General features: G+C 64.2%; 13 protein-coding genes. 4 read left to right on the top strand and 9 right to left on the bottom strand.

The features are described 5' to 3' along the window. Positions 1–197 precede the first annotated feature (197 nt). Positions 198–1,271: a fatty acid desaturase gene (locus tag C4K38_RS01075; protein ID WP_053276940.1), complete on the bottom strand. Its 1,074-nt coding sequence runs from the start codon at positions 1,269–1,271 to the stop codon at positions 198–200. A gap of 100 nt (positions 1,272–1,371) precedes the next feature. Between C4K38_RS01075 and C4K38_RS01070 the strand changes: the two genes are divergently transcribed. Further along, positions 1,372–2,376, top strand: coding sequence for an AraC family transcriptional regulator (locus tag C4K38_RS01070; protein WP_053276939.1), 1,005 nt, complete (start codon positions 1,372–1,374; stop codon positions 2,374–2,376). Positions 2,377–2,487: 111 nt separating this feature from the next. On the opposite strand, the gene C4K38_RS01065 is transcribed toward C4K38_RS01070, so the two are convergent. Then, entirely contained in the window at positions 2,488–3,174 is a 687-nt protein-coding gene (locus C4K38_RS01065) for a Crp/Fnr family transcriptional regulator (protein WP_053276938.1), read from the bottom strand. Between the two features lie 102 nt (positions 3,175–3,276). Here C4K38_RS01065 and C4K38_RS01060 point away from each other — a divergent pair, with 102 nt between their 5' ends. Next, complete coding sequence (locus C4K38_RS01060) at positions 3,277–3,801, top strand: Mpo1 family 2-hydroxy fatty acid dioxygenase (protein WP_053276937.1); 525 nt, start codon at positions 3,277–3,279, stop codon at positions 3,799–3,801. 106 nt (positions 3,802–3,907) lie between these two features. Here the strand turns inward: C4K38_RS01060 and C4K38_RS01055 are convergent, their stop codons facing one another. The 6 genes from C4K38_RS01055 to dibA form a co-directional block, all read right to left on the bottom strand. Further along, a complete protein-coding gene (locus C4K38_RS01055) occupies positions 3,908–4,897 on the bottom strand; it encodes a sulfate/molybdate ABC transporter ATP-binding protein (protein ID WP_053276936.1) in 990 nt (329 codons plus the stop codon). A gap of 3 nt (positions 4,898–4,900) precedes the next feature. Continuing rightward, positions 4,901–5,773, bottom strand: a complete 873-nt coding sequence (cysW, locus tag C4K38_RS01050; protein ID WP_025808515.1) for a sulfate ABC transporter permease subunit CysW — start codon at positions 5,771–5,773, stop codon at positions 4,901–4,903. A 13-nt stretch (positions 5,774–5,786) separates the two neighbouring features. After that, the gene (cysT, locus tag C4K38_RS01045; RefSeq protein ID WP_007921521.1) at positions 5,787–6,605 is read right to left on the bottom strand and encodes a sulfate ABC transporter permease subunit CysT; all 819 of its coding nucleotides are present in this window, start codon (positions 6,603–6,605) and stop codon (positions 5,787–5,789) included. A 106-nt stretch (positions 6,606–6,711) separates the two neighbouring features. Further along, the gene (locus C4K38_RS01040) at positions 6,712–7,722 is read right to left on the bottom strand and encodes a sulfate ABC transporter substrate-binding protein (RefSeq protein WP_009046389.1); all 1,011 of its coding nucleotides are present in this window, start codon (positions 7,720–7,722) and stop codon (positions 6,712–6,714) included. A 155-nt stretch (positions 7,723–7,877) separates the two neighbouring features. Continuing rightward, positions 7,878–8,060 (bottom strand): sulfur starvation response protein OscA, encoded by a 183-nt coding sequence (oscA, locus tag C4K38_RS01035; protein ID WP_009041629.1) that lies wholly within the window; start codon positions 8,058–8,060, stop codon positions 7,878–7,880. A gap of 329 nt (positions 8,061–8,389) precedes the next feature. Continuing rightward, entirely contained in the window at positions 8,390–10,309 is a 1,920-nt protein-coding gene (gene dibA / locus C4K38_RS01030; protein WP_053276935.1) for a phosphodiesterase DibA, read from the bottom strand. 146 nt (positions 10,310–10,455) lie between these two features. On the opposite strand from dibA, the gene desA reads away from it, so the two are divergent. Together desA and C4K38_RS01020 are read left to right on the top strand one after the other, a co-directional pair. After that, entirely contained in the window at positions 10,456–11,640 is a 1,185-nt protein-coding gene (desA, locus tag C4K38_RS01025; RefSeq protein WP_025808517.1) for a delta-9 fatty acid desaturase DesA, read from the top strand. Positions 11,641–11,888: 248 nt separating this feature from the next. Beyond that, positions 11,889–12,881 carry a GGDEF domain-containing protein gene (locus C4K38_RS01020; protein ID WP_053276934.1) on the top strand — a complete coding sequence of 331 codons (993 nt, stop codon included), beginning with the start codon at positions 11,889–11,891 and terminating at the stop codon, positions 12,879–12,881. Positions 12,882–13,052: 171 nt separating this feature from the next. Here the strand turns inward: C4K38_RS01020 and C4K38_RS01015 are convergent, their stop codons facing one another. Further along, complete coding sequence (locus C4K38_RS01015) at positions 13,053–14,267, bottom strand: response regulator (RefSeq protein ID WP_053276933.1); 1,215 nt, start codon at positions 14,265–14,267, stop codon at positions 13,053–13,055. Between the last annotated feature and the right edge of the window lie 139 nt (positions 14,268–14,406).

The raw sequence follows: 14,406 nt of genomic DNA, 5'->3' as shown, positions 1-14,406 counted from the left end.
GCCGTGGCGATATTGAAATCGCCAGAGGTCCTGCGGACCTATCGCAGCCTGCGGCAGCGGCTACAGGTGGGGGAAAACGCCGAAGGTTGCGGCGTCTGCGGAATCGTTATCGCGGGCAAGCCTCGCTCCTACAGAAGAAGACCGTGAGCTTCTGTAGGAGCGAGGCTTGCCCGCGATTGGCCCTCAACGCCGATACATCACGCCCCGACACCCCGCACCACCTGCGCCGCCACCCGCTCCTTGCGGATAAACCGGTTGGCCCGGCCGAAGGTGCCGAAATCGTTGAAGCGCACGCCCATCTCGGCCATCACCTTATGCGCCACCGGCGCGGTCAGCTGGCGGATGTAGAAGGGTTCCTTGACCACGAAATGGTGGATGCCGTGGGTGCTGCCGAAGTTGAAGCAGAATGCCTGCAACGGCCACAGCCACCAGGGGTTGAGCACCTGGGTCTGCTGGATCACGTTGCCCGCTTCAATGTCGCCGTAGTAGTGCATGTTCGAGCTGACGAAGTGCAGGCAGAAGGTGCGCAGCACATTGGGGCCGATGATCACCACCACAGCGATATCAATCACCTGCATCACCGCCAGGGTGCTGGCCGACCAGTCGATGGGCGCACCCAGCAGCGCGGCGACGCCATTGGCGGCGTGGAAGCCGAGAAACACATACCAGGCCCCCCAGTGCAGCAACGCCAGCGGCGCATACACCTTCAGGGTGCGCTTGAGGATGTTGAGCTTGTGCGCCCAGGTCCTGGCGCGCAGGGTGCGGATCAATGACGACATGACATTGTCGCCAACCATCAGCAGCCGGGCGATGCCCCAGGGCTCGCCGTTGGTGATGGCACGTTCCTCCATGTCGGCCTCGGTGCCGGACACCTTGTGGTGATTGAGGTGCAAATGGCGGCGGATCCAGGGATTGATGGTGCTCGGCCGCGCCAGCCAGACCAGCGCCAGCATCAGGTTGTGGGGGATGCGCTGCTTGCGGAAATACATGCTGTGGATCAGGTCGTGTTCCAGCTCGTGGGTCAAGGAGGCGAAAAACCCATTGAGCAGCAGGCAGGCCCACCAGGCCAGGTAGCCGCCGATGTAGAGCGCCGCCGAGCCCACCATCCCGGCCAGGGCCAAGGCCAGGATGCCCGCGCCCAACGCGTCCTGATGCTTGAGCAGCGGGTAGCGCTCGCGCAGCTCGACGCCCCTGGCCAGCACCACCTCACGAATATGCGCCGATCGTTGCTGAGCATTCAGCCGGTCGGGACTTGCAGAAGTACCGTGCATGCTTCCATCCTCTGGTTATTGATGTTCGCATCCTGCCCTGCGCCCGCGCACCGGGCGCTAGCCGCGGACGCCAACCTGTTGACCGGACGCGCCAACCGCCATGACCGAACCCACTTCCCTCGCCAGCTGGACCCGCGCCTTGCGCAAGCAGCTCGATGCCCTGGGCCTCGACAGCACCGCCCTGTGCCACCAGGCCGGCCTCGACCCGCAACTGATGGACGACCCCAACGCGCGCTACCCACTGTCGGCCACCACCCGCCTGTGGCAGCTGGCGGTGCAGGCCAGCGGCGACCCGGCCATAGGTCTGCGGGTTTCGCGTTTCGTCAGCCCGACCACCTTCCACGCCCTGGGTTATGCGCTGGTGGCCAGCGGCAGCCTGCGGGAAGTGTTCGAGCGCATCGTGCGTTATCACCAGGTGGTCAGCGATGCCCTGGAGCTGGAGCTGACCCGCACCGAGGACCGCTATCGCTTTCGCCTGAAGGTCCCACAAGGCAACCCGGAGCCGGCGTTCGAGGCCATCGACGCCTTTGTCGCGATCTACGTGCGCACCTGCCGCAACCGCCTGGGCCGCGACTACGCGCCGCTGGCGGTGTACCTGCGGCGCCCAGAGCCGGCGGACCCCAAGCAATGGCACACGGTGTTTCGCGCGCCGGTGTTTTTCAGCGCCGACGAGGATCGCCTGGAATTCGGCCTGCACGACTTCGACAGCCACCTGGACGACGCCAACCCGGAGCTGGCCGAGCACAACGAGGCGGTGCTCAAGCGCACCCTGATGCAACTGCAACCTTTGACCTGGGAGCGCAAGGTGCGCGGGGTCATCGAGTCCCAGCTGCCGGAAGGCGAACCTTCGGCGGAACGGGTCGCCCAGGCCCTGCACCTGAGCCTGCGCAGCCTGCAACGTCACTTGGCGGACGAGGGCTGTCGCTTCGATACCCTGCTCAACGAATGCCGGGAGAACCTGGCCCTGCTGCACCTGCGCGACCCGCTGTGCTCCCTGAACGAGATCAGTTACCTGCTGGGGTTCGCCGATGCCAGCAGCTTCAGCCGCGCGTTCAAGCGCTGGACCGGGATGACGCCGGGGCAGTTTCGCGATGGCTTGCGCTGAAGGACCTGTGGCGGGCTCAAGGGCCTTATCGCGGGCAAGCCTCGCTCCTACAGAAGAAGAGTACGCATGCTTCTGTAGGAGCGAGGCTTGCCCGCGAAAGCGGTCTGAAGGTCAAACGCCAGCGAGCGCCCGCAACCGCGCTTCGTCGAGGATCTCGATCTCGCCATAACCCAGCTTGAGAATGCCTTGCCCCTGCAAGTCCTTGAGGATCTGGTTGGTGGTCTGACGCGACAGCGACAGCAGCAGCGCCAGCTGCTCCTGGGGCAGGTGCAGGACCCGGCGCGGAGTGTTGGTCTCGCCGTAGCCGCGGGCGATCATCAACAGGCGGTTGGCCATCCGCGCCGGGGCCGGCATCAGGCTCAGCTGTTCGAGGTTGATAAAGGTCAGGCGCAGCTTGTGGCTCATCAACAACGCCAGCTGCCGCCAGTATTGCGGGTGTTCGTCCAGCAGCTCGAGCAGCGCCGCCTGGGGCACATTGAGCAGGCTGCACGGGCCCACGGCATAGGCGTCATGGGTGCGCGGCTGGCCGTCGAACAGGCTGATCTCGCCGAACCAGTGCGGCGCCTCCACCAGGCTCAGCAGCGCCTCCTTGCCTTGCTCGCTGACCGCGCCGATGCGCACCGTGCCTTCCAGCACCGCGTACAGGCCGCAGGGCGGATCGCCGCGCTGGAACAGGCGCTGGCCCGGCGCCAGCGAGCGCAAACGGGCATTGGCCAACAAACTATTCTGTAATTGAGCGGGCAAGCGGCTGAACCACTGGCCGCTCATCAGGCGCTCGCGCCAGACCTGCATCTTCATCGATAGCGTTATCCACACGGGCAGCGAGCCGATTGTCGCCTAGCTGACAGAGCCGGCAACCGGCGCAGGGCATGATTCGATCACCCTACAGGAGGAACAACAATGAAAAGCCTCGTCGACCATCTCAGTCAATACGCCGCCTACCACCGTGATCCGCGCAACATCGCCAGCCACTTTATCGGCATTCCGCTGATTGTGCTGGCCGTCGCGGTCCTGCTGTCGCGCCCCGCCTGGCCGGTCGCCGGGCTGTGGCTGTCACCGGCACTGTTGTTGGCGCTGGCGTCGTGCTGGTTCTACCTGCGCCTGGAACTGCGCCTGGGCCTGCTGATGACGGTGCTGATGGGGCTGTCGGTGTGGGCTGGCCATGCACTAGCGCAGCAAAGCACCCTGGTCTGGCTGGCCAGCGGGGTGGGCATGTTCGTGATCGGCTGGGTGATCCAGTTCGTCGGCCATTATTACGAAGGGCGCAAGCCGGCCTTTGTCGACGACGTCTCGGGGCTGATCGTCGGGCCGTTGTTCGTGGTGGCGGAGCTGGCGTTTCTGCTGGGGCTGCGCCAGGCGCTCAAGCATGAGATCGAGGCGCGGGCGGGGGGTGTGCGGGTCAATCCGAAACGCGCGGCCATTTAGATCGTTATCGCGGGCAAGCCTCGCTCCTACAGGTTCGTGTCGTTCGCGACATTTACGAACGACGCCGATCTGTAGGAGCGGAGCTTGCCCGCGATGCTTTTGACGTTTAGATATTGGCAACCTTCTGCCAGACCTTGGGCTTGAAGAACAGCGTCTCGCCCTTGGCCAGCCCGACCAGGCTGTCATGGTCTTTCACCACTTCGGCCTCGATCAGTTCGCTCTGCCCTTCGACCTTCAAGGTCACCCGGGTGGTGGCGCCCAGCGGACGGATATCGCGCACTTCGGCGGCGTGGTGGTCGGCCAGTTCGGAGCGCGACAGCGACACTTCGTGCGGGCGGAACAGCACATGTTTGTCCTCCCCCAGGTGCAGGCGGTTGGAGTCGCCGAGGAAGTGGTAGACGAAGTCGCTGGCCGGGTTCTCGTACACCTCGCCCGGCGAGCCGATCTGCTCGATCACGCCCTTGTTCATCACCACGATACGGTCCGCCACTTCCATGGCTTCTTCCTGGTCGTGGGTGACGAATACCGAGGTCAGGTTGATGTCTTCGTGCAGCCGCGCCAGCCAGCGCCGCAGCTCCTTGCGCACCTTGGCGTCCAGGGCGCCGAAGGGTTCGTCCAGCAGCAGCACCTTGGGCTCCACCGCCAGGGCGCGGGCCAGGGCGATCCGCTGGCGCTGGCCGCCGGACAGCTGTTCCGGGTAACGGTCGGCGAGCCAGTCCAGCTGCACCATGTTCAACAGCTCATGGACCTTCTCGGCGATCTTGCTTTCGCTCGGGCGCTGGTTCTTCGGCTTCATGCGCAGGCCGAAGGCGACGTTGTCGAACACGCTCATGTGGCGGAACAGCGCGTAGTGCTGGAACACGAAACCGACGTTGCGGTCGCGCACGTCGTGGCCGGAGACGTCCTCGCCGTGGAACACGATACTGCCGGCGTCCGGGGTTTCCAGGCCGGCGATGATCCGCAGCAGGGTGGTCTTGCCACAGCCGGACGGGCCCAGCAGCGCCACCAGCTCGCCGCTCTGGATGTCCAGGTTGATGCTGTTCAGGGCCTTGAAGGCATTGAAGTTCTTGCTGACGTTACGGACTTCGATCGACATGATTCATTCCTCCGCGGCGCTGGCGCGCAGGCGGTTGATACGGTTTTCGCTCCACTGCTTGAGCAGCAGGATGAAGAGCGCCAGGATCAGCAACAGGCTCGCGACGGCGAACGCGGCGACGTGGTTGTATTCGTTGTAGAGGATCTCGACGTGCAGCGGCAGGGTGTTGGTCACCCCGCGAATGTGCCCGGAAACCACCGACACCGCACCGAACTCACCCATGGCCCGCGCGGTACAGAGCACCACGCCGTAGATCAGGCCCCACTTGATGTTCGGCACGGTCACATGCCAGAACATCTGCCAGCCGTTGGCCCCCAGCAGCCGCGCGGCCTCCTCTTCCTGGGTGCCCTGCTCCTGCATCAGCGGGATCAGTTCACGGGCGACGAAGGGCACGGTGACGAAGATGGTCGCCAGGACGATGCCCGGCAGGGCGAACACGATCTGGATATCGTGATCCTGCAGCCACGGCCCGAACAGGCCCTGGGCGCCGAACATCAGCACGTAGACCAGGCCGGCGATCACCGGCGACACCGAGAACGGCAGGTCGATCAGGGTCACCAGGATGCTCTTGCCGCGAAAGTTGTATTTGCTCACGCACCAGGCGGCGCTGACGCCGAACACCAGGTTCAGCGGCACCGAGATCAGCACGGCGATCACCGTCAGCTTCAGGGCCGACAATGCGTCCGGCTCGAAGATCGCGGCGAAGAACGCGCCGAGGCCGAGCTTGAGCCCCTGGGACACCACGATAAACAGCGGCAGCAACAGGAACAGGGCGAAGATCAGCCAGCCGAGGCCGATCAGGATGCGCCGCGAGGTGGCGCTGCCACGACGGTCGGCGTTGGCCGAGGAAGCGGCGCTAATGGACGATTGGGACATGGTTCGCGCCTCCTTAAGGTCGTTCGATGCGCCGCTGCAGCAGGTTGATCAGCAGCAACAGGACAAAGGAAACCACCAGCATCAACACGCCGATGGAGGTCGCGCCGGTGTAATCGTACTGGTCGAGCTTGACCATGATCAGCAGCGGCAGGATTTCGGTTTTCATCGGCATGTTGCCGGCGATGAAGATCACCGAGCCGTACTCGCCGACACCCCGGGCAAAGGCCAGGGCGAAGCCGGTCAGCCAGGCCGGCAGCAGCGCCGGTACCAGGATGTGGCGGAACACCTGCCAGGGTTTGGCGCCGAGGCAGGCGGCGGCTTCTTCGACTTCCCGGGGGATGTCGGCCAGCACCGGCTGTACGGTGCGCACCACGAACGGCAGCGTGACGAAGGTCAGCGCCAGGGTGATACCCAGCGGCGTGTAGGCGATCTTGAACCCCAGGTCGGTGGCGAACTGGCCGACCAGGCCAGTCGGCGCGTACAGCGCGGTCAGCGCAATACCGGCCACGGCGGTGGGCAGGGCGAACGGCAGGTCGATCATCGCGTCGATGATCTTGCGTCCGGGAAAGCTGTAGCGCACCAGCACCCAGGCCAGCAGCGTGCCGATCACGCCGTTGATGATCGCCGCGTACAGCGCCGTGCCGAAGCTCAGCTTGAGCGCGGCGAGTACCCGCGGTGCCGAGACAATGGCCCAGAACTGATCCCAGGTAAGTTGGGCGGCATGCACGAACATCGCCGCCAGGGGTATGAGCACAATCAGGCTGAGGTACACCAAGGTGTAGCCCAGCGTCAGCCCGAAGCCGGGTATGACGGGGGAGATACGACGCGACATAAAAGTCCTTGGTTGACACGCAAAGCCCGGAATCGAATCCGGGCCTATTGCTCTGGCGGTTCGACGAACCCCGGATGCCTTGCAGCCCGGGGCTCGCCACTGAAGATTACTGCGCCTGGTAGATCTGGTCGAACACCCCGCCATCATTGAAGAATTTCGGTTGGGCAGTTTTCCAGCCGCCGAAGTCCTTGTCGATGGTCACCAGGTCCAGTTTCGGGAACTGCTGAGCGTATTTGGCCGCCACATCCTTGTCCCGCGGACGATAGAAGTTCTTCGCCGCGATTTCCTGGCCGGCCGGGCTGTACAGGTGCTTGAGGTAGGCCTCGGCGATCTCGGTGTTGCCCTTTTTCTCGGCGTTCTTGTCCACCACCGCCACCGGCGGCTCGGCGAGGATCGACAGCGAAGGCACGACGATGTCGAACTTGTCGGCGCCGCCGTCTTCTTTCAGCGCCAGGAAGGCTTCGTTTTCCCAAGCCAGCAACACGTCGCCCTGACCGTTGTTGACGAAGGTGATGGTCGAACCGCGAGCGCCGGTATCCAGTACCGGTACGTGCTTGAACAGCTCCTTCACGTATTCCTGGGCCTTGGCTTCGCTGCCACCGGCTTTCAGGCCATAGGCCCAGGCGGCGAGGAAGTTCCAGCGGGCGCCGCCGGAGGTTTTCGGGTTCGGGGTGATGACCGACACGTCTTTCTTGATCAGGTCGCCCCAGTCCTTGATGCCCTTGGGGTTGCCCTTGCGCACCAGGAACACGATGGTCGAGGTGTAGGGCGTGCTCGCATCCGGCAGGCGTTTTTGCCAGTCGGCCGGCAGGGTCTTGCCGAGCTTGGCGATTTCATCGATGTCGCCGGCCAACGCCAGGGTCACCACGTCGGCGCGCAGGCCGTCGATCACCGCGCGGCCCTGTTTGCCCGAGCCTCCGTGGGATTGCTGGATCTTGACGTTGTCGCCCGGGTGTTCCTTTTTCCAGAAGCTCGTGAATTCGGTGTTGTAGTCCTGGTACAGCTCGCGGGTCGGGTCGTACGACACGTTGAGCAACTCGTAATCCTTGGCAACGGCGGAACCGGCAAAAACGGCGCTGGCGAGGGCGGCCAGGGCATAACGGCGAATCGACGACATGATGGAGCTCCCGAAATTTTTTAATGTGCTGGCATTTTTCTTATGGCGAATCAGGCCCGCATTCGTGGGCGAACGCTGGGGTTCAGGCTGGGGGTCATGGATGACGCCCTCCGGTTGTCCAGTCGGGCCTCTCGGTGCGAGAGGTAGTGCGGAATTCAGCTTGGTTTATTGCCAGGGTTTTGCAGGCGGAATTTTTCCTTGCGTTCGATCTGCACGACCTGGGCGTTGTGCACGGTGATTTCCACCGCGCCGAAACGCAGGTCGCGCAATGCGCTTTGAATCTCGCGCAAGATGGTTTGTTCGTCCTGGCCGTCAACGCTACGAAGAGATGCGCTCATGGTGTTGCTCCTGAATGAGATGTGCCTGGCAGTGGCGGCACTGCTTGCGGCGTGAGGGCAATAGTAGATAGGCGCAGATATTCTTAAAAATACTATTTAAGAATGTTTATATAACCAGAAGAAATTATTTGAATTGACGCGGGGTTGCGTGGGAATCGGCGCTGATTGCAGCGCCAACCCGCCTCTTGCAGGAGCGAGGCTTGCCCGCGATGGCGGCCTGCCTGATACACCGCGGCACCTCGATCGCGAGCAAGCTTCGCTCCTACAGAAGCAGTGTCTGGCAGGTTTCTGCGGATCTGTAGGAGCCGATGCCTCGACAGGGGCGCCGATCAGTGGATCTGCGGCGCCCGGCCCCATTCCAGTTGCGCCGCCGGCACCGGGCGGCCGAACCAGTAGCCCTGGCCCAGGTCGCAACCCTGGTCGAGGAGGAACCGCGCCTGTTCCACCTGTTCGATGCCTTCGGCGTGCACCTGCATGCCCATGCTCTGGGCCAGGGCGATGATTACCCGGGAGATCGCCGCGTCGTCTTCGTCCCACGGCAGGCCGGCGACAAAACCCTGGTCGATCTTCAGCTTCTGCACCGGCAGGCGCTTGAGCCGCAGCAGCGAGGAATAACCGGTACCGAAGTCGTCGATGGCCAGGCGCAGCCCCAGTTCGCGCAGGCGATGCATCTGCTCCAGGGCCACTTCCGGGTCTTCCATCACCGCGCTTTCGGTGACTTCCAATTCCAGGTAGGCGGGGTCGAGGCCGGTGTCGTGCAGCACCTGGGCCACCTGCTGGTACAGCTCGCGGCGGGCGAACAGTCGGCTGGAGACATTCACCGCGACGAAGGACAACTCCATGCCCTGCGCCTGCCATTGGCACATCTGTCGACAGGCCTGCTGCATGACCCAGGCATCGATCTCGGCGATCAACCCGGTGCGCTCGGCAATCGGAATGAACTCGCCAGGCGGCACCAGGCCACGTTGCGGATGTTCCCAGCGCACCAGCGCCTCGACCCCGACCAGGCGGCTGCTGGCGAGGTCGTGCACCGGTTGGTAGAACACCCGCAGCTCCTGCTGCTCCAGGGCGCGGCGCAATTCGAAGGCGATCTCCACCCGTTGCTGGGCGTGGGCGGTCAGTTCCTCGGTGTACAGCGCGTAACTGTCCCGCCCGGCGCTCTTGGCCTTGAACAGCGCCGTGTCGGCATTGCGCAACAGTTGCTCGGCGCTCAGGGCATCGCTGGGGAACAGGCTGATGCCGATGCTGGCATTGATGAACAGCTGATTCTCGTCCATCAGGAACGGCTGCTTCACCCCGTCGATGATGCGCTGCGCCAGCACCGCGGCCTGCCCCGGTTGCCCGCAGCTCTCGACCAGCACGGCGAACTCGTCGCCGCCCAGCCGCGCCAGGGTGATGCCCGGGCCGAACATGCCTTGCAGGCGCTGGGCCACGGCCTTGAGCAGGCGGTCGCCGACATTGTGGCCAAGGCTGTCGTTGATCATCTTGAAGTGATCCAGGTCGACCATCAGCAGCGCGCAGCCACGCTTGTGGATCTGCGCCGACGCCAGGGCCTGCTCGGCGCGGTCGGTGAACAGCAGGCGATTGGGCAGGTCGGTCAGCGGGTCGTGGTGCGCCAGGTGGGCCAGTTCGTGCTCGGAATCCTTGATCGCGCTGATGTCGGAAAACACCGCGACATAGTGGCTGAGCTGGCCGTCGTCATCGCGGATGGCGCGGATGGTCTGCCACTGCGGGTAGATCTCGCCGCATTTGCGCCGGTTCCAGATCTCGCCGCTCCACTCGCCCGTGGTGTTCAGCGAATCGAACATGGCCTGGTAGAAATCCGCCGTGTGGTGCCCGGACTTGAACATGCTCGGCTGGCGGCCCAGTACCTCCTCGCGCTGATAGCCGGTGATCTCGATGAACGCCCGGTTCACATGGACGATCTGGCCCCGGCGGTCGCTGACCAGCACCCCTTCGCGGGTGCAATCGAACACGGCGGCGGCCTGGCGCAGACGCTCGCGGTCCTCGCGCTGGTGAAGCAACCAGGCGTCGGCGCCCAGCAAACGCAACAGACGACCCCGCGCGATGAAGATCAGGGCGGCGCTGAGCAGCGCCCAGACATACCCGTTGATCAGTTGCCAGTGCGCCAGATCGTTCGACTCATCGAAGAAACTGCTCAATAAATGACCACTGAACTGCAACCACACCACAGACAGCAAGAGGTAGAGCAGGGCTGCGCGCAGAGCGTCGCGAGAAGAAACCGACATAAGGTCGTCAATGTCCTTACGGAAAGCTTGGGATTATAGAGGAAGAAACATCCCGCCACTCTTATCTGAAAGGGCGACTGGTTTTCTCTGTGGGCTTGGTGATAATGCGACTGCTGTTTTTTCTTTAATCGAGGGCCCTACAGCCTATGTGGTACGAAGGTTTTCTAGGCTTGTCGGCCTGGCAACTGGTAGCAGTCACCCTGTTAATGACTCACGTGACCATCGTTGGGGTCACGGTTTACCTGCATCGCTATTCAGCCCACCGCTCCCTGGAGCTCAACGCCGGCCTGAAACATTTCTTCCGCTTCTGGCTGTGGCTGACCACGGCGCAGAACACCCGCGAGTGGACCGCCATCCACCGCAAGCACCACGCCAAATGCGAAACCGCGGACGACCCCCACAGCCCGGTGATCAAGGGCCTGTCCACGGTGCTGCGCAAAGGCGCCGAGCTGTACCGCGAAGAGGCGAAAAACCCGGAAACCCTGCGCATCTACGGCAAGAACTGCCCGGACGACTGGATCGAACGCAACCTCTACTCGCGCTACAAGCTGGGCGGCGTGGCGCTGATGGCGGTGATCGACCTGCTGCTGTTCGGCACCATCGGCATCACCATCTGGGCGATCCAGATGATGTGGATCCCGTTCTGGGCCGCCGGGGTGATCAACGGCCTGGGCCACGCGGTCGGCTATCGCAACTTCGAATGCCGCGACGCGGCGACCAACCTGGTGCCCTGGGGCATCCTGGTCGGCGGCGAAGAGCTGCACAACAACCATCACACCTACCCCAACTCGGCCAAGCTGTCGGTGAAGAAGTGGGAGTTCGACCTGGGCTGGGCCTGGATCAAGGTGTTCAGCTTCCTGCGCCTGGCCAAGGTGCAGCGTGTGGCGCCGATCGCCCACCGGGTCGAAGGCAAGGGCCACCTGGACATGGACACGGCGATGGCGATCCTCAACAACCGCTTCCAGATCATGGCCCAGTACCGCAAGTTGGTGATCGCGCCGCTGGTCAAGCAGGAGCTGGACAAGGTCGATCACTCGGTGCGCCACCAGTTCCATCGCGCCAAGCGCCTGCTGTCGCGGGAGACCAGCCTGCTGGAAGAGCGCCACCATGCGCGCATCCAGAACATGCTGGAACACAGCCAGGCCCTGAAAGTGATCTACGAAAAACGCCTGGCGCTGCAACAGATCTGGGCCAAGACCAGCTCCAACGGCCACGACATGCTGGCGGCGATCAAGGACTGGGTCCACGAAGCCGAGGCCAGCGGGATCCAATCGCTGCGCGACTTCGCCAGCCAGTTGAAAACCTACTCGCTGCGCCCCGCCAGCGCCTGACGCTGGCCCGTTCACCGGCCACGGCAAGCTCATCTGCCGTGGCCGGTGGGCTTCGCTACCCTCCCCGCCCCATGAGTTCCAGCCCGTCATCCGCGGCATCGTGACCGCCCAGCGGGTGCCGGCTTCCAGACCACGGAAACCGGGAACTTCGTCGCCAATCCCCTATCTCAAGCAACACTTCGCCATCCAGGCGGGCTTTCTGTGGCCGCTTCGTTTCCCGAGCGGCGTGCGCTTTGAGATCGGTGCCGATGGTCAACAAGAACCCACAACTCCCATCCGCTTTGCCCCAGTGGCCCGAGGCCGCGCAAACCCTGATGGCGCTGATGCATGCCCAGGGCGAGGTCGCCCGGCTGACGGAGCGCGAACAGCTGTTCAGCTCGTTGCTGGTCAGCGTCAATGCCGTGCTCTGGGCCTTCGACTGGGAAGCCCGCCAGGTGCTTTACGTCAGCCCGGCGTATGAGCGCATCTTCGGCCGCTCCGCCGGCCTGCTGCTGGCCGACGCCAACGAATGGCGCGACAGCGTCTACCCCGACGACCTCGAATACGCCGAGCGGACCCTGGCCCAGGTGCTGGAAAAAGGCGCGGTGGAAGACCGTGAATACCGCATCATCGACGCCCAGGGCCAGGTCCGCTGGCTCAGCGACAAGTGCTTTATCAATCGCAATGCCGCCCCCGGGGACCGGGTGATCATCGTCGGCCTCGCCGAGGACATCACCGAGAAAAAGCACCTGGAGACCGAGCTGCAACGCCTGGCCACCACCGACGTGCTGACCCAGAGCAGCAACCGCCGACACTTCTTCGAATGCGCCAACCGCGAATTCGAGCAGGCGCGCCAGCAAGGCACGCCGCTGGCCTTCCTGTTGCTGGATATCGATGACTTCAAGGTGGTCAACGACACCTACGGCCACCCCGAGGGCGACAACGTTCTGCAACGCATCGCCGAGACCGGCCGCGCCACCCTGCGCCGTGGCGACCTGTTCGGGCGTATCGGCGGCGAGGAATTCGCCGCCCTCTTCCCCGGCTGCGCCCCGGACATGGCGCGCCAGGTTGCCGAACGCCTGCAACGGGAAATCCAGCGCCTGACCTTCAGCCATGACGAGGCGCAGTTCAGCATCACCGTCAGCCAGGGCCTGACCAGCCTCACCGCCGAGGACGAAAACCTCGACAGCCTCTTCGCCCGCGCCGACGCGGCGATGTACGAAGCCAAGCGCCAGGGCAAGAACCGGATCGTTTCGGGGTAGAAGGCCTCTGTAGCCGCTGCCGAGCCCTGCGAGGCTGCGCTCGAGGACGAAGTCCTCGCAAAACCTGAGTACGCGTTTTGTCAGGAAGAACTTTACGGCTGCTTCGCAGCCGATCGCAGCCTCGCGGGCTCGGCAGCGGCTACAGACGCAGCGCGCCACCCGGTCGAGGTATCAGCCTTTGCGCAGGCGGCTCAGCTCCGGCAGGCCGATCTTGAGCAGGCGCGCGGTCTTGCTGCTGGCCAGCTCTTCGAGGCCCTCGGACGGTTGCAGGCGGGCGAGCTGGGCGGAAAGGTTCATCACCAGCGCCTCACGGGAGTAAACCCCGCCACCGAGCTGGTAGACCGAGGCAATCAGCTCGCGCAGTTCCAGCGGCAGGCGCCAGCGGGTGCGCAGGGCCGAACCGTAGGCCGCGCCGAACTGGGCCAGGGCATCGCCGACCTCTTCCATGTCGTCCAGCGCGCCACCGGCCTGTTTCCACTCTTGCAGGCAGCTCAGCAACGCCAGATCCCCCAGGCGATGCAGCAGGCCGGCGCAGTAGCAACGCTCCTGGTCCAGGTCCAGCAAGCGGGCCAGGGTCCGGCCGTATTCCGCGGTGTGCAGCGACAGCTCCCAGTAACGCTCGGCGTAATCGCCCAGGGTCGGGTCGCTCAGGCGCGCGCTGCGCTTGAGCGCCAGGCCGAGAATCAGGTTCATACTCTGCCCGGAGCCCAGCCGCTGCAGGGCCTGGGCCAGAGTCTGCACAGCGCTGCCATGGTGCTGGGCGGCGCTGTTGGCCGCGGCGATCAACACCGCGGTGATCTGCGGGTCGGTACGCACCTCGTCTTCCAGCAGCTTGAGATCGAGACCGTTGGGGTTGAGGCTGCGCTTCACCGCCAGCTGCACATCAGCGAGCAACGGCGCCCCCTCGGCCAGCTCGCGACGGCGCTCGAGAAAGGTCCACAGGGTCATTCCCGGCGCCAGGGCCGGGATCTCGCACGACACTTCCTGGCCGGCATCCAGCAGCAGGTCCTGCAGGCGCTGGGTCAGGCCTTCCATGTTGAGCGGCTTGGTCAGGTAGGCCGTCGGCGCCAGCGGCAGGGCTTCGCGCACGCTGGCGCTGTCGCTGCGATTGCTGATGAGGATGAAAGGCAGCACCGGGTTGCGCTTGCGCTGGCGCACGCTGCGCAGCAGGCCCAGGCCGTCGACGCCGGGCAACTCCCAGTCGGCGATCACCAGGTCATAGGGTTTTTCGGCCAGCAGTTGCAGGGCTTCCTGACCGTCGGCGCACACATCCAGCCGCGCGTCGCAACGTACATTCAGCAACACCTGCTTGAGCAAATCGCGCGACCAAGGGTCCGCCTCGGCAATCAACACTCGCGGTACAGCGGGTAAATCCACAGCAGTCATGCAGCACGCTCCCTGGGCAATCCTTTGCACCTTAGTCAATGCCGAGGCTTCCATACAGCGCAAATGCACTGCGCATCCTCGATCGGCACAAAAAAACCCGCCGAGGCGGGTCTTTTTGTCAATCAGGTCACAGGCGGGA

Origin of the sequence: Pseudomonas chlororaphis subsp. piscium, assembly GCF_003850345.1 — a bacterium.
Taxonomy (GTDB): Bacteria; Pseudomonadota; Gammaproteobacteria; order Pseudomonadales; family Pseudomonadaceae; genus Aquipseudomonas; species Aquipseudomonas piscium.
The sequence above is the reverse complement of the archived record's forward strand: the minus strand, read 5'-3'. Positions and strand labels throughout refer to the sequence as shown.

Excerpts from the sequence above, each read along its gene's own strand:
- C4K38_RS01065 (WP_053276938.1), bottom strand. The coding sequence starts at position 3,174 with ATGAAGATGCAGGTCTGGCGCGAGCGCCTGATGAGCGGCCAGTGGTTC.
- C4K38_RS01020 (WP_053276934.1), top strand. The coding sequence starts at position 11,889 with ATGGTCAACAAGAACCCACAACTCCCATCCGCTTTGCCCCAGTGGCCC.
- C4K38_RS01060 (WP_053276937.1), top strand. The coding sequence starts at position 3,277 with ATGAAAAGCCTCGTCGACCATCTCAGTCAATACGCCGCCTACCACCGT.
- C4K38_RS01075 (WP_053276940.1), bottom strand. The coding sequence starts at position 1,271 with ATGCACGGTACTTCTGCAAGTCCCGACCGGCTGAATGCTCAGCAACGA.
- C4K38_RS01040 (WP_009046389.1), bottom strand. The coding sequence starts at position 7,722 with ATGTCGTCGATTCGCCGTTATGCCCTGGCCGCCCTCGCCAGCGCCGTT.
- oscA (WP_009041629.1), bottom strand. The coding sequence starts at position 8,060 with ATGAGCGCATCTCTTCGTAGCGTTGACGGCCAGGACGAACAAACCATC.
- C4K38_RS01015 (WP_053276933.1), bottom strand. The coding sequence starts at position 14,267 with ATGACTGCTGTGGATTTACCCGCTGTACCGCGAGTGTTGATTGCCGAG.
- C4K38_RS01055 (WP_053276936.1), bottom strand. The coding sequence starts at position 4,897 with ATGTCGATCGAAGTCCGTAACGTCAGCAAGAACTTCAATGCCTTCAAG.
- dibA (WP_053276935.1), bottom strand. The coding sequence starts at position 10,309 with ATGTCGGTTTCTTCTCGCGACGCTCTGCGCGCAGCCCTGCTCTACCTC.
- cysT (WP_007921521.1), bottom strand. The coding sequence starts at position 6,605 with ATGTCGCGTCGTATCTCCCCCGTCATACCCGGCTTCGGGCTGACGCTG.
- cysW (WP_025808515.1), bottom strand. The coding sequence starts at position 5,773 with ATGTCCCAATCGTCCATTAGCGCCGCTTCCTCGGCCAACGCCGACCGT.
- C4K38_RS01070 (WP_053276939.1), top strand. The coding sequence starts at position 1,372 with ATGACCGAACCCACTTCCCTCGCCAGCTGGACCCGCGCCTTGCGCAAG.
- desA (WP_025808517.1), top strand. The coding sequence starts at position 10,456 with ATGTGGTACGAAGGTTTTCTAGGCTTGTCGGCCTGGCAACTGGTAGCA.